The 13,331-nt window shown below is 68.7% G+C and carries 13 protein-coding genes and 2 pseudogenes; 8 read left to right on the plus strand and 7 right to left on the minus strand.

Annotated features, from left to right (window positions below):
- Positions 1–155 (minus strand): annotated as a pseudogene (locus ABZW96_RS23395) (cyclic pyranopterin phosphate synthase); the annotation flags it as partial.
- 231 nt (positions 156–386) lie between these two features.
- Between ABZW96_RS23395 and glp the strand changes: the two are divergent.
- From glp to ABZW96_RS23415, 4 genes are all read left to right on the plus strand, one after another.
- The gene (gene glp, locus ABZW96_RS23400; protein ID WP_355077703.1) at positions 387–1,631 is read left to right on the plus strand and encodes a gephyrin-like molybdotransferase Glp; all 1,245 of its coding nucleotides are present in this window, start codon (positions 387–389) and stop codon (positions 1,629–1,631) included.
- Positions 1,628–2,650 (plus strand): bifunctional molybdenum cofactor biosynthesis protein MoaC/MoaB, encoded by a 1,023-nt coding sequence (gene moaCB / locus ABZW96_RS23405; protein ID WP_355077705.1) that lies wholly within the window; start codon positions 1,628–1,630, stop codon positions 2,648–2,650. The genes glp and moaCB overlap by 4 nt, the downstream gene beginning before the upstream one ends.
- Entirely contained in the window at positions 2,637–3,071 is a 435-nt protein-coding gene (locus ABZW96_RS23410) for a molybdenum cofactor biosynthesis protein MoaE (protein WP_355077707.1), read from the plus strand. The genes moaCB and ABZW96_RS23410 overlap by 14 nt, the downstream gene beginning before the upstream one ends.
- 121 nt (positions 3,072–3,192) lie before the next feature.
- Positions 3,193–4,206, plus strand: a complete 1,014-nt coding sequence (locus ABZW96_RS23415) for an AraC family transcriptional regulator ligand-binding domain-containing protein (RefSeq protein WP_355077708.1) — start codon at positions 3,193–3,195, stop codon at positions 4,204–4,206.
- Here ABZW96_RS23415 and ABZW96_RS23420 read toward each other — a convergent pair.
- From ABZW96_RS23420 to ABZW96_RS23430, 3 genes and pseudogenes are all read right to left on the minus strand, one after another.
- Complete coding sequence (locus ABZW96_RS23420) at positions 4,196–4,387, minus strand: hypothetical protein (protein ID WP_355077710.1); 192 nt, start codon at positions 4,385–4,387, stop codon at positions 4,196–4,198. The two genes, ABZW96_RS23415 and ABZW96_RS23420, sit on opposite strands and share 11 nt — an antisense overlap.
- 185 nt (positions 4,388–4,572) lie before the next feature.
- Entirely contained in the window at positions 4,573–5,607 is a 1,035-nt protein-coding gene (locus ABZW96_RS23425) for a CobW family GTP-binding protein (RefSeq protein WP_355077712.1), read from the minus strand.
- A 670-nt stretch (positions 5,608–6,277) separates the two neighbouring features.
- Positions 6,278–7,060 (minus strand): annotated as a pseudogene (locus ABZW96_RS23430) (N-acetylmuramoyl-L-alanine amidase); the annotation flags it as partial.
- Positions 7,061–7,497: 437 nt separating this feature from the next.
- Here ABZW96_RS23430 and ABZW96_RS23435 point away from each other — a divergent pair.
- Positions 7,498–7,869: a hypothetical protein gene (locus ABZW96_RS23435; RefSeq protein ID WP_355077714.1), complete on the plus strand. Its 372-nt coding sequence runs from the start codon at positions 7,498–7,500 to the stop codon at positions 7,867–7,869.
- Positions 7,870–7,926: 57 nt separating this feature from the next.
- A complete protein-coding gene (locus ABZW96_RS23440) occupies positions 7,927–8,676 on the plus strand; it encodes an SDR family oxidoreductase (protein WP_355077715.1) in 750 nt (249 codons plus the stop codon).
- A gap of 33 nt (positions 8,677–8,709) precedes the next feature.
- On the opposite strand, the gene ABZW96_RS23445 is transcribed toward ABZW96_RS23440, so the two are convergent.
- A complete protein-coding gene (locus ABZW96_RS23445; protein WP_355077717.1) occupies positions 8,710–9,567 on the minus strand; it encodes a cyclopropane mycolic acid synthase family methyltransferase in 858 nt (285 codons plus the stop codon).
- 179 nt (positions 9,568–9,746) lie between these two features.
- On the opposite strand from ABZW96_RS23445, the gene ABZW96_RS23450 reads away from it, so the two are divergent.
- Complete coding sequence (locus tag ABZW96_RS23450; protein WP_355077719.1) at positions 9,747–10,148, plus strand: PaaI family thioesterase; 402 nt, start codon at positions 9,747–9,749, stop codon at positions 10,146–10,148.
- Here the strand turns inward: ABZW96_RS23450 and ABZW96_RS23455 are convergent.
- A complete protein-coding gene (locus ABZW96_RS23455; RefSeq protein ID WP_355077721.1) occupies positions 10,145–11,269 on the minus strand; it encodes an MAB_1171c family putative transporter in 1,125 nt (374 codons plus the stop codon). The genes ABZW96_RS23450 and ABZW96_RS23455 overlap by 4 nt on opposite strands.
- Before the next feature lie 636 nt (positions 11,270–11,905).
- Between ABZW96_RS23455 and ABZW96_RS23460 the strand changes: the two genes are divergently transcribed.
- Complete coding sequence (locus ABZW96_RS23460; protein WP_355077722.1) at positions 11,906–12,634, plus strand: TetR/AcrR family transcriptional regulator; 729 nt, start codon at positions 11,906–11,908, stop codon at positions 12,632–12,634.
- 13 nt (positions 12,635–12,647) lie between these two features.
- On the opposite strand, the gene ABZW96_RS23465 is transcribed toward ABZW96_RS23460, so the two are convergent.
- Complete coding sequence (locus ABZW96_RS23465; protein ID WP_355077724.1) at positions 12,648–13,196, minus strand: nuclear transport factor 2 family protein; 549 nt, start codon at positions 13,194–13,196, stop codon at positions 12,648–12,650.
- Between the last annotated feature and the right edge of the window lie 135 nt (positions 13,197–13,331).

The raw sequence follows: 13,331 nt of genomic DNA on the forward strand, positions 1-13,331 counted from the left end.
TAGGTACAGCGCAGCGAACACTTCTCGGTGATGGACACACGTAGGTCGCGGGCGACGCGTCCGAAACGATCCAGCAAATAGGGGGTGTCGGGACGGCCGGCGAGCGAGGGACGCCCGGAACGCACGGCCGGAATCCCGATCTCGACCAGAGTCACACGTCCATTATGACCGCCTGCCCCAATTCGTTCGCGGGCGGAATGCTCGATTTCGGCTCACTTCGGCCGCGGACAGGCGGTGAGGCCTTGCCACGGCGTCCGGCGACCTGCGCATGGCGGCAGAGGCGGAGAACCGCCCGGACCGGGCGTTAGGCGTACCTCCGCCTTCGCTCCGGCCATGCGCAGGCTGAGGACGGACTACGTCCGACCGCACCCATTAGGCTGACTCGCATGAACCCTCGGCCCGCCGGCGTCTCGGCCAGGCCCGTCGACGACTATCGCGACAGCATCGAACAGCTGCTGCGGCCACTGGCCGCGCGCGCGGTCGAGTCCGTCGCGGTGCCGCGGGCGCTGGGCAGGCAGCTGGCCGAAGACGTCCGTTCGCCGATCGATCTGCCGGTGTTCCGCAACTCCGCGATGGACGGGTACGCGGTGCGTGCCGAATCGGTGCTGGTCGCGCCGGTCACCCTGCCTTTGGCAGGCGTCGTCGCGGCGGGAGCCGCCGGCCGCGCGCCGCTGCCGCCCGGTGCGGCGATGAAGGTGATGACCGGTGCGCCGATCCCGCCCGGCGCGGACTGCGTGGTTCCGGTGGAGGACACCCGCGTCGGCGACGGCACGGTGACCATCGAGCGCGGCCGCAGCGCGGGGGAATTCGTGCGGGAACCGGGCACGGACGTCCGGACCGGTGACCTGCTCGCACGGGCGGGCATCACGCTCGCGCCCCGGCATGTCGCCGCCCTGGCCGCGGTCGGGTTGTCCGCGGTGGCGGTCTTCCGCGCGGTGCGCGGCGCGGTGATCACCACCGGCGACGAGCTGGTCGCGGCCGGAAAGCCGCTGCGCCCCGGCCAGATCTACAACTCCAACGGCGTCGCCCTCGCCGCGGCGCTCACCGCGAACGGCGTCGAGGTCGTCTCGGTGGCGCACAGTACCGACGATCCGGCGCGTTTCCGCGGGCTGCTGTCGGACGCGATGGAGCGCGCCGATGTGGTGTTCACCTCCGGTGGTGTGTCCAAGGGCGACTTCGAGGTGGTCAAGGACGTGCTCGAACCGATGGGCGGACGGTTCGGCTCGGTCGCGATGCAACCGGGCGGCCCGCAAGGGCTGACCGTCGTCGACGGTGTGCCGGTGCTCAGTTTCCCCGGCAACCCCGTCAGCACGATGGTGTCGTTCGAGGTGTTCGCCCGCCCGATCCTGCGGCGCCTCGCCGGTCTGCCCGAGGTGGACACCTACGAGCTCCCCCTGTTCAACGCCGTGCCGCGCTCGCCGGAGGGCAAGCGTCAGTTCCTGCGGGGGAGGCTGATCCGTGGGCACTCGAGTGAGTCGTCCGCGTCCGGACGGCCGCGTGCGGTCGAGGTGGTGTCCGGTCCGGGCTCGCATCTCGTGGCGGCCATGGCGAAAGCCGACGTGCTGATCGATGTACCCGCCGAGGTCACCGCTCTGCCCGCGGGCGCGGTTGTGCGAGTGTGGACCTTATGAGCGAGTTGTCCCATGTCGACCACGAAGGTCGCGCCCGCATGGTCGATGTGAGCGCGAAGAGCGAGACCACCCGGATCGCCGTCGCGGCAGGCGAGTTGCGCACCACGGCCGAGGTGGTCGCGCTGGTACGGGCCGACGACATGCCGAAGGCGGACGTGCTGTCCACCGCCCGCATCGCGGGCATCGCGGGGGCGAAGAAGACCTCCGAGTTGATCCCGCTGTGCCATCAGCTGGCGCTGTCGTCGGTGCGGGTGGAGTTCGGTTTCACCGACACCGCCATCACCATCGAGGCCACCGCGAAGACCAAGGGTCCGACGGGTGTCGAGATGGAGGCGCTCACCGCGGTCGCGGTCGCGGGTCTCACCCTGCACGACATGGTGAAGGCGGTCGACCCCGCGGCAGTACTCACCGGCGTGCGCCTGCTGACCAAAGAAGGCGGCAAACACGGTCATTGGGAGCGCCCCGACGACGCGGCCTCGGACGAGAGCGAGGACGAGCCGGTCACCGCCGACTACGCCGAGCCCGAATTCGACGAGGAGGAACGCTCGGCCGTGGTGCTGGTCGCGTCGACCGGGGTCGCGGCGGGCACCCGTGTCGACACCACCGGTCCGGTGCTCGTGGACTGGCTGTCCGACCTCGGCTTCTCGGTGCGGGGCCCGCTGGTCTACGCCGACGCCGAGATCGAATTCGGACTCGCCGACGCGCTGCGCTTCGAACCCGCACTCGTCATCAGCACCGGTGGGACCGGCGCCTCCCCCACCGACGCCACCCCGGAGGCCACCCTCGCCTTGCTCGATCGCGAACTACCCGGTGTGGCGGAGGCGATCCGGCAGCGCGGCACCGCGAAGTTCCCGCTGGCGGCGCTGAGCCGCGGCGTGGCGGGACTCGCGGGACGCTCGGTGATCGTGAATCTGCCCGGGTCGCCGGGCGGCGTGAAAGACGGCATCGCGGTGCTGGAACCGCTGCTGGATCATCTGCTCGCACAAGTCGCCGGAGGTGGAAGTCATGACAACGGCTGAGGCTACGGTCCGGCTCGCCCGGATCAGCGACCAGCCGCTGGACCCAGCGGAGGTCGAGGAGGCGGTGTCCGGATCGCATTACGGCGCTGTCGTGGTGTTCACCGGGAAAGTCCGCGACCACGATGGCGGACAAGCCGTTTCGGCCCTGGAATACTCCGCGCACCCGCAGGCGGAGCGGTTCCTGCACACCGTCTGCGCCGAACTCGCCGCCACGCACGGCCTGCCGGTCGCGGCCGTGCACCGCGTCGGCTCGCTCGACATCGGTGACCGCGCGATCGTCGTCGCGGTGGCGGCGGCGCATCGCGGCGCGGCGTTCGCGGCGTGCGCGGAACTGGTGGACCGGATCAAACACGAAGTTCCGATCTGGAAGCGCCAGCTGTTCGCCGACGGACTGTCGGAATGGGTGAACGCCTGCGGGTGATCTGACCGTGACGTGAATCTCATGACGAATCAACACGTCCGGTATAGCGTGTGCGCGCGGTATCGCTTCACTCGGAGACCGACGGTGCGCCGATCGGTCGCGTGGCAGAAGGGAGCACGCGATGGGAACCGATCAGGTTCTGCTCCACCGGTTCGTCATCTCGCAACTCATCGCGGCCGGGGTGGACCGCGACCGGCTGCTCCGGGAAACCGGATTGCCGGAGTGGACCATGGCGGGCGACGACCTGCACCTGCCCAGCCAGATGTTCTCCCGGCTGTGGGAGATCGGTGAACTCGAACTCGGCGATCCGGACGTCGCCCTGAACGTGGCGAGCCGCTACGAACTGACCTGCCTGGGGCTCTACGACTATCTGTTCTCCTCGGCGCCGACACTGGGGGCCGGACTGGCGACCTGCGGTCCGTACGTCACCGCGGTGACTACCAACCACCGGTTCGACCTGGTCGCGGAGAACGACGACGAAGTCACCTTGTATCTGGACATGATCGACGGGGAAGGCCGCGGCCGCGATCTCACCCAACTCTGGGGGCTGAGCGCGGTGCTCAGCCGGGCGCGGCGCGTGGTGCGTGAACCGCTGGCCCCGGTGCGGGTCGCGCTGCGCCAGCACGCGCCCACCAAGATCCACACCTTCATCGAGGTGTTCGGCACCACCGCGATCGAGTTCGACGCGCCGGTGGACGCTATGACCTTCCGCGCCTCGGACATGGATCTGCCGCTGACCACCAGCGATCCGGTCCTGGCCGGCATCCTGCAACCCTTGGCCGCCGCGCTTCCGCCACCGCCGCCGCTGGCCACCGCATGGCCCGAACGCGTCGCGGCCGCCCTGGCGGACTGCCTGGAGGACGGCGACGCGTCCCTGGAGCGGGTGGCGCGGAGGCTGGCCACCAGCCCGCGCACGCTCCAGCGGCGGTTGCGCGAGGCGGGTACCACGTGGCGCGCCGAGCTGGACCGTGCGCGCGGCGCGCGGCTGGTCGCCGCGACCGCCACGGGGCCGCTGAGCCCCTCGCGCCAAGCCGAGATCCTCGGCTACTCCGACCCGGGATCGCTGCGGCGCGCGGCTCGGCGCTGGTCGCTGGCCACCCACGCGCCGCGCACCGAGCGGAGCTTCACGGCCTGAGGAAACGCGCGGCGATCGACCAGAAGGTCGCGTCCTCGATCGCCCGGAAATCCCAGCTGTTGGTGAGTGCGTGGGTCTCGGCGACGATCGCGGGAACGTCGAAGTCGTCGCGGGTGGCGGTGCCCTTGGCCTCCAGCACCTCGATGACGTACGCGGTGGCGCTCTCCATGGAATCTGACACGGGAAACTCCCATCGGTCGCAGGACGATTCGGTCGGTAACGGATCGGCTGCCGAGCGGCGCCGCGCGCGGCAATACGCTCCCGGTGCCCACCGACCGGCGGACACGCATCCAGTCTCATGAAAAGACCGCTCTGTCACCAGCACCGAACACGACATGTCGCGACCGAACGCGCCAATCTGCGCGCTCAGTGCGGCGTATAACGCCATACCCCGAGCATGCTCTGCGAATCGAGCGGTTCGGCGTCGTCGTGCACCGTGTCACGAAGGCGCGCCATGGCCTTGTCGGTGTGCAGACCGGCACCGATGAGCACCAGCTGCGCCCCCCGCGATTCGCCGCGCGACCAGCCACCCGGCTCGAAGACGATGTGGCGGCCGACCATGTGCAGGACGAATTTCCTGCGTTCGCCCGCCACCCCGAAGGCGGCGAAGCCCTTGGCCCGGAACAATCCCGGTGGCGGGTCCTCCAGGAAGCCGATCAGTTTGCGCGGGTCCAGCTCCCGGTCGCTGGCGAAGGAGACGCTGGTGTAGTCGTCGTGCAGATGGCGGTGCCCGGCGTGGTCGTGGTGCTCGTGCTCGACCAGCAGTTCGTCGAAGCTCAGTTGCTCGGCCACCAGCTGGCGTTCGCGTCGCGGTCGGTCGAACAGCAGTCCGGGATCGATCCGGCCGTGGGTGGTCGCGTACACCGGCACCGAGCCGACCAGCGCCGCGATGTCCGCACGCAGCCGTGCGAGCTGCTCGGGCGCCACCCGATCGGCCTTGTTCACCACCACCAGGTCGGCCAGCCGCACATGAGTGCGCAGCTCCGGATGCCGGGCACTGCTGTCCGGGAACTGTTCGGCGTCGACCACCTCGACCAGGCCGCCGTAGCGCAGGCGCGGATTGTCGCTGCCGACCACCATCCGGATGAGATTGCGCGGCTCGGCCAAGCCGCTGGCCTCCACCACGATCACGTCGATTCCGGCGCGCGGCTGCGTCAGCCGGGTGAACAGCTCGTCCAGTTCGGTGACGTCGACGGCGCAGCACACGCAGCCGTTGCCGAGCGAGACCATCGCGTCGACCTGCCCGGCGACCAGCATCGAATCGACGTTGATCGCCCCGAAGTCATTGACCACCACGCCGATCCGGGTCCCCCGGTTGTTTCGCAGCAAATGATTGAGCAGCGTGGTCTTCCCCGAACCGAGAAACCCCGCGACGAGCACAACAGGAATCCGGTCAGCCATTCCGCTCACCCTAGTGCGCCGCGAGACCCGCGGGAAAAGCCGGACGCCACCCTCGCCGTGGTGAGGGTGGCGTCCGGTGGGTTCGGTGCGCGGACTATTTCGCGGGGCCCAGCAGCATGCCCGCCAGGCTGTAACCGAGATTGATCAACTCCGTGCTGATGGCGTTGTTGTCCAGCCCGAGCATCTTCGCCAACGGCATCAGCAACTCCATGATCGAAGCGTTGCCCCCGGCGGCCCCGGGGGACTGCTGTGCGTTCGGCGTGCCCGGCGACTGGGTTCCGGAAGCACCCGGCGATTTCGGCGCCGCCGACGCACCGGGTGACTGCGGTGTCGCCGTTCCTGGAGCCGGTTTCGGCGTCGTGGTGCTGGGAACCGACTGCGCCTGCGGCACCGCCGGTGCCGCAGGGCTCTGCGGCACACCGGGAGTCGTGTAACTCTGCGGCACCGCGGGAATCACCTGGGCCTGCGGTACCGCCGGGTTCGTCTGAGCCTGGGGAGCGAACGGGTTCGTCTGGGCTTGGGGGGCGAACGGGTTCGTCTGGGCCTGCGGCGTTCCCGGCGTCGGAGCCTGCGGCGTTTCCGGGGCGGCCGCGGGATGGTCGAACGACGCACCCTGCGGCGTGCTCTGGCCGCCCTGCTGATCCGGCGCGGCACTCGGCTGCGGTGTGCCGAGCAGGTAACCGACCACGCCGGTGGTCAGCGCGATCGCGTGCTTGAGCTGCCCGTCCGGTGTCTCCAGCGACGCCGCGTCCTCGGGATTGGCGCCATTGCCCATCTCGAGGAAGACGAGCGGAACGGTGGTCAACGCGGGCCCGGCGATGTCCGTGCGGGTCTGCAGACCGTCCACCACCCCGCCGTAGTTTGCGGGCGGGAATCCCGCATCGCGATACGCGTCGCGCACCGACTTGGACGCGGCGAGTCCCGCTCCCGCCTGGACCTGATCGACGATCAGATTCGGGATGGGCAGCTCCGGGATGATCAGGTGGAATCCGCGATCCTGCGCGGGCGCGCTGTCGGCATGGATGCTCACGGCGACGTCGGCGCCGGACTGGCTCGCCGCGCGGGCCCGTTCGTCGACGCAGCCGCCCCAGTTCATATCGTCCTGGCGGCTCAGCACGACGTGCGCGCCGAGCGTCTCCAGCGATGTCTTGACGACCTGCGCGACGTTCCAGGTGATGGTGTGCTCGGGAACGCCGTTCATCGTGGTCATGCCGGTGGTCTGGCAGTCCTTGGTGCCGCCGCGACCATCGCTGACCTGTCTGGCCAAGTCCTGGGAGTGGTTGGACCCCTGGTGGCCGGGGTCCAGGAATACGGTCTTGCCTGCGAGCTTCTTCGACATGTCCAGCGGCGACGGCGCCGCCTGCGCGCTGGCCGGAAGCAATCCGGACAACGTCACCGTTACCGCGGCCGTGACCGCGGTGCAGATACCGGCTTTGACGATGCTTGGCTTCATAGTGCGGTCGGTGCCCCGGGACGGAGCACCCCTCCCTTCCCACTTGTAACACCAAACCCAATGGTCACTCTGGCAACGCATGTATCAGCAAAGCAAGGTGCGTGATCGAAGTGTTACAGCATGCGCGACGCCCGGCGGTCAGATCCGCCCCGGCGGTTTGCGCAGAGATAGCAGAGCGTAATGCACGTGGGTCGGCACTGTCTCGATCGGCACGCCGAAATCCGTGGCGACTTCCCGATACGTCGGGATTGCCCGGCATTTTCTCGGCGATAGCGATGTCCGTGTGGTCCGGTCCGGAAACGCGGATTCCGGCACACCACCTGGTCGGTTCTGGTAATGCTTGCCGCGGAGATGCGGAGGATCTCTCGAGTCGGCCGCGACGGCGGGAGCACGACGACCCGTGGACGCGGCGGGAGTACAAGTCAAGGAGAACCGGTATGCGTGCTAGCGCGCTCCTCCTCGCGGGAGCCATGGGTTCCGCGGTGACCCTGCTCGCGGCGGCGACGGCGACGGCCGAACCCGCGAACACCATCTCGCAGGATGGCGTCTATTCGGTCGGCGTCGATATCGTCCCCGGTCTCTGGGAGGCGCCCGGCACGAGCGACCCCGCCTACGCGTGTGATTGGCGCAGGTTGTGGAAGGTCGAGGGCGACAACACGAACATGCGGTACATCATCGCGAACAACTACACCCGGCTCGGCCCGGTCCGGGTGCGGATCAAGCCGACCGACGTCGGGTTCAAGACCGAGAACTGCGGGCCGTGGCGGTTGCTGTCGACAGCGCCGCCGACCGGCTCCTCCGGCGACTGAAACGACGGAGGCGCACTCGACGGACGACGTCCGACTGTGCCTTATAAGGTCAGCCGCATGTCGCGAAAAAGGATTCTGATCACCGGCGCGAGCGCGGGCCTCGGGGCCGCCATGGCGCGCGATTTCGCCGCCGATGGCCGCGACCTCGCGCTGTGCGCCCGCAGGCTGGACGCGCTCACACAGTTGCGCGACGAGCTGGTGGCGAGTCATCCCGGAATCAACATAGCGGTGCGCGCGCTCGACGTGGACGACCACGCGGCGGTGCCGGCCGTCTTCGGCGAACTGCGCGACGAGCTCGGCGGCTTGGACCGGGTGATCGTCAACGCCGGGATCGGCAAGGGAGCGCTGATCGGCACCGGACGGGCCGACGCGAATCTCGCGACGGCCACCACGAACTTCGTCAGCGCGCTCGCGCAGGCGGAAGCGGCGCTGGAGATCTTCCGCGCGCAGCGGGCGGGGCACCTGGTACTCGTCGCGTCGATGAGCGCGGTGCGCGGGCTGCCCGGCAAGAAGGCGGCCTATTCGGCGAGCAAGGCGGGGCTCGCCGCGCTCGGCGAGGCACTGTCCACCGAATTGGCACGCTCGCCGATCCGGGTGACCACCCTGCTGCCGGGTTTCATCGCCACCGATATGGCGGCCAAGGCGGGCGACGCGCGGATGGTCGCGCCCCTGGACAAGGGCGTGGCGGCGATGGTGGCCGCCATCGAGCAGGAGCGACGCCGAGCCTGCGTCCCCGGGTGGCCGTGGCGGCTGATCGACCTCGCGCTCCCCCATCTCCCCGACGCCGTGGTGGCGCGGATGAGCTGAACCGGCCCCCGCCGGGGCGGCTCTGAATTAGCGTCACTTGACCAGCGTGAACTGCACGATATCGATGCGACCGGCGCGGAATTGCGCCGCGCACCCGGTCAGATACTTCATGTACCGCTGGTAGACCTCCTCGGATGCCAGGGCGACCGCCTCCTCCCGATGCGCCCGCAGCGCCTCGGCCCAGCAGTCGAGGGTGCGCGCGTAGTGCGGCCGCAATTCCTGCATCTTCTCCGTGCCCAACCCGGCGCGCCCGGCCAGGCGCGTGACCTCGGCAGGATGCGGCAGCTGCCCGCCGGGGAAGATCTCTCGTTTGATGAAGATCTGGAACAGCGCGTCGTCCCGGGTCACCGGGATGCCCATGCGCCGCAAGTCTTTCAACGTCCACCCCACGATCGTGTGCAGCAGCATCCTGCCGTCCGGCGGCAGCATCCGGTGACACCGCTGGAAGAACGTCTCGTAGCGCGACCGCCGGAAGTGCTCGAACGCGCCGATGCTGACGATCCGGTCGACTTCGCCCTCGTATTCCTCCCAACCCTGCAGCCGGACCTGCACACCGGGGATGCGCTCGCGCTCGATCTTGTCCCTGACGTAGTCGTACTGGTTGCGACTGAGCGTCAGACCCACGACCGTGGCGCCGTAGGCCGTGGCGGCGCGCAGCATCGTCGACCCCCACCCGCAGCCGACGTCCAGCAGGGTCATCCCCGGCCGCAGGTCGAGCTTGCCCAGGGCCAAGTCGATCTTCGCGCGCTGCGCTTGCTCCAACGTCATGTCCGGTCGCTCGAACCAGGCGCAGCTGTAGGTCATCGTCGGGTCGAGGAAGAGTGCGTAGAACTCGTCGGAGAGGTCGTAGTGGGCCTGCACCTGCCGATAGAACGGTTGGAGGTTGGTCATCGCGTTTCTCCTGTTCATCGGGTTCATCAGCTGATACCCGCGCGCCGCCGCCGCGTTTCGCCGCACGCGGACCGATACGCAACCGATGTGCGGGTCACCGTTCGGCAACGGCGGCGGAAGAAGGTCGATTACCCGCGAGGTAATCGACTCCGTGACCCGCGGCAGGCAGGATCGCGGACATGATCGATGAGACGGGCACGAAGTTGTTCCACCAGACCATGCCGTTCACCGAACGCCTCGGCGTCGAGGTGCTCGCGCACGGGCCCGAGCTGGTGCGCAGCCGCCTGGCCTGGGACGAATCGCTGTGCACGCTGGGCGGCGTGCTGCACGGCGGGGTGCTGATGTCGCTGGCCGACGCCACCGGCGCGGTCTGCGCGTTCCTCAACCTGCCGGAGGGCAAGCAGGGCACCACCACGGTGGAGTCGAAGACGAACTTCCTGCGCGCGGTCCGTTCCGGGTACGCCGTCGCGTCGGCCATGCCGCTGCACGCCGGACGCTCGTTCGTCGTGGTCGAGACGGTGATCCGGGACGACGCGGACAAGCTGGTCGCGAAGGTCACCCAGACCCAAGCGGTGCTCTAGCCGACGCCGACGGTCGAGGGGACCCGCTCGCCCGCCGCCGCGCGGGCCACGGGCCACACCCGGGCGAGATCGAGCAGTTGCCGCAGCCCGGCGTCGAAATCCGGCGCCGGGACCGGCAACCGGGCCGGGGACGATCCGATCGGGGCCGCTCCCGCCTCGCGCGCGAGCGCCGCGCACGCCACTTGGTGCGCGTAGTCGGTCAGCGGACATCCCGAGCCTGCCATCGCCGACGTCGGGGCGTAGCGGCCGAGTTGCAGCAGCGCGTCCTGGATCTCCACGGTCATGCGCATCAGCCGGGTCTCCGGGTCGGCCTGCTCACCGGCCGCGGGCCGCAGCACGATCTCGGGCACCGCGGTGGTGAGATCCCGCCACAGCGGGCGCAGCCTGCGACCGGCGCGTCCGGCCCGATCCAGTTCCGCCATCGCCAGCAATGTCTGGACCAGCGGAATCGCGACCAACGTCGCGTCGACCAACAGGCACAGGGTGACCGTCGTTTCGACCCTGACCATCTGCGCGCCCAAGCCTTGCCATCCGGTGACGACCCACACCGTCGACAGCACCAGATTCGCCCCGAAGAGGGTCGCCGCCCAGATCAGCGTGCCACACACCAGCTTTCCCGCCAATCCGATGCCACCGGCCCGCAGTTCATGCGCGCACATGCGCGCCAGCAGCCAGACGTTCAGCAGCAGCGGGAGGCCGAACGCGGTCCACACCACCACGCCCTCGGTGTCGAGGGTCAGCTCGACCAGCCTGCCGTCCTGTCGCGCCGACGTGCCCGCCAGCAGGATCGCGGCGGTGGACGCGGCCGCCAGCGTGCAGCAGACGCGGTGCCTGCGCCGGATCGCGGCCGGTTCCGCGCCCAACGCCCAGATACGGACGATCCCTTGCAAGCACATCGATGACATCACCGTGCAACCCAGCGCGAGCTGATGGGCGAGACTCGCGATGCCGGGCGTCATGCCGCAGCGATACAGCAGCAGACTCAGCAATCCCCACCCGAACAGCTTGTTCAGCAGCCGGTCGACGATCGTGTCGCGTACCAGCAACCATCGGCCCGCGAAGACGGCCGCGACGAAGCCGACGACCGGCCACGCGATGATTCCCGGAATCGATGCCGCCATCGGCCGACCTCCCCACCCACGAAACTGTCCTTTGCGAACGATAACGTTGTCGCGTGTTCGTGACCACGCGGAACAAGAATCGGCGGCAACCGATAGCCGAGGCATGCACCGAACCGATGTCTTATTTGTCCAATTATCGACATCGCGTGCCGAGCTCGGGGCGGACATCGTTTGTCACCGGCCCCAGAACTTCCGCCGCGCCGTCGGCGAATGTCACAACAGCGTGCCGAACAGCCAATTCCATAAGGACACAAAACATTCGGCGGAATCGCTGTGGATGTTACGCTGTATCACATAGAGTTTCAGTGACGACACTCACCTCCGACACGCACCTCCCGGCGGGTGCGCCTGCTCTTCGTAGCCCGCGAACGCGGCTCTACCTCATGCTCTGCCCGCCCGTTCGTGCGGCAAGAACGGAGATATCTGTGCGCGATGAACCACGATCAGCTTTCCGGCCCGAGCGAATCGATGGTGCATCGATCGAAATCGACTTCGTTCCCCCGGCGCCGAGCCCGGTGGCCCGCGCGGTGATCAGGATCGGGGCGCCCGCGGTCGAGCGGCGATACCGCCTTCCGGAAGACAGCGCACCAGTGCATCTATGCGTCACGGCGTGATGGCGCCGGGGAAACGGAAGCGATGAGCAAGCAGACTGCCGGAACAACCGAACTAGCCGTGCGCCCGGCCGCCGGGACGGACACGATGAACACCGCGCTGCGCGATCGCCTGATCGACGCGACCGTCGAGGTGGTGTCGACCGAGGGTTTGCACGCGCTCACCGTCCGCCGCGTTTCCCGTATGTGCGGGGTCTCCACGATGGCGGTGTACTCCAACTTCGGCGGGATGCCCGGCCTGATCCGGGCGGCGGGTTCCGCGGGCTTCGCGCAACTGGCCGAGCGTATGACCGCGGCCGGGGTGAGCGACGAGCCGATCACCGACCTGCTCGTGCTCGGCCTGGTGTTCCGCGACGAGGCCCAGCGGCGGCCGGAACTCTTCCAGCTGATGTTCGGCACCGGGACACGCATCGACCTGAAGATCAATCGCGGCAATGTGCTGGTGGCCGGGCACGATTCGGAGTTCGAGCACTACGCGGAAACCTTCGACCACGTGGTCGGGGCGGTGCAGCGCGCGCAGGACGCCGGGCTGATCAACACCCCGGACGTGCGGTCCGCCGCGGCGCAGCTGTGGATGGGACTGTTCGGCTTCGTCCAACTGGAGATGGCCGGTCATCTGGGCGACGACGGTCTGCTCGAAGTGCTGGTGCCCGCGATCGTGAATCTGCTCGTAGGCATGGGCGCCGAGCTGGAATCCGTCGGCGCTTCGGTCCTGCTCGCGGTGGAGCGGTTCGCCACGCTGTTCGGCGAGTGAGCCCCCGCCCGGATCAGAAGGGCAGCTTGGACCGGAATCGCTGGGCGCGCGCCATCGCGCGCTCGGCGGCGCTTCCGCGCGGCGGCATCAGACCCAATTGCAGCAGCATCTCCGTGAGATCCCAGGTGGCCTGGCTGCGCCAGATCAGCCCGGAACGGAACTGCCACGCGTCGATGACAAGCAGATCGAGCTTCTTGCCGGTCGGGCCGAAACCGGGCGGGTCGATGGGGCCGAGATGGGTGCCGGTCATCCGCCACGGCACCAAGGCCAGCCGGCCGTCCGCGGCGAGTACCGGCGGAAACGGGTTGGCGTAGGCGACATCCGGGAACGAGCGCACCGTGTCGGCGACGAACTTCTCCACACCCGCCCGGCCGCGCGCGGGCGCGTCCAGCGAAGGGTCGTGCCAGATCGTGTCCTCGGTGACGCATTTCGCGACCGCCGCGCCGTCACCGCTGTTCCACCCCGCGATGTATTGCTCGGTGAACGCCAGCAGCCACTCCAGGCTTTCGATGGGTTCGGCCTCCGCCTCGATACGGAACTGCCCGGTGTTGTACGAATCCACGCCCATCGCCTTTCAGCCAGTGCTTTTCGACGAGCCATCGTAGCCACGAATGGACCGCGCGCTCAACATCTTCCGGCGCTCCGGAGCCGGACGGTACGGAATAACATCGGAATAACGATGTAATTCACACCCGTT

This window comes from Nocardia sp. NPDC004168, assembly GCF_040610355.1.
Taxonomy (GTDB): domain Bacteria; phylum Actinomycetota; class Actinomycetes; order Mycobacteriales; family Mycobacteriaceae; genus Nocardia; species Nocardia sichangensis.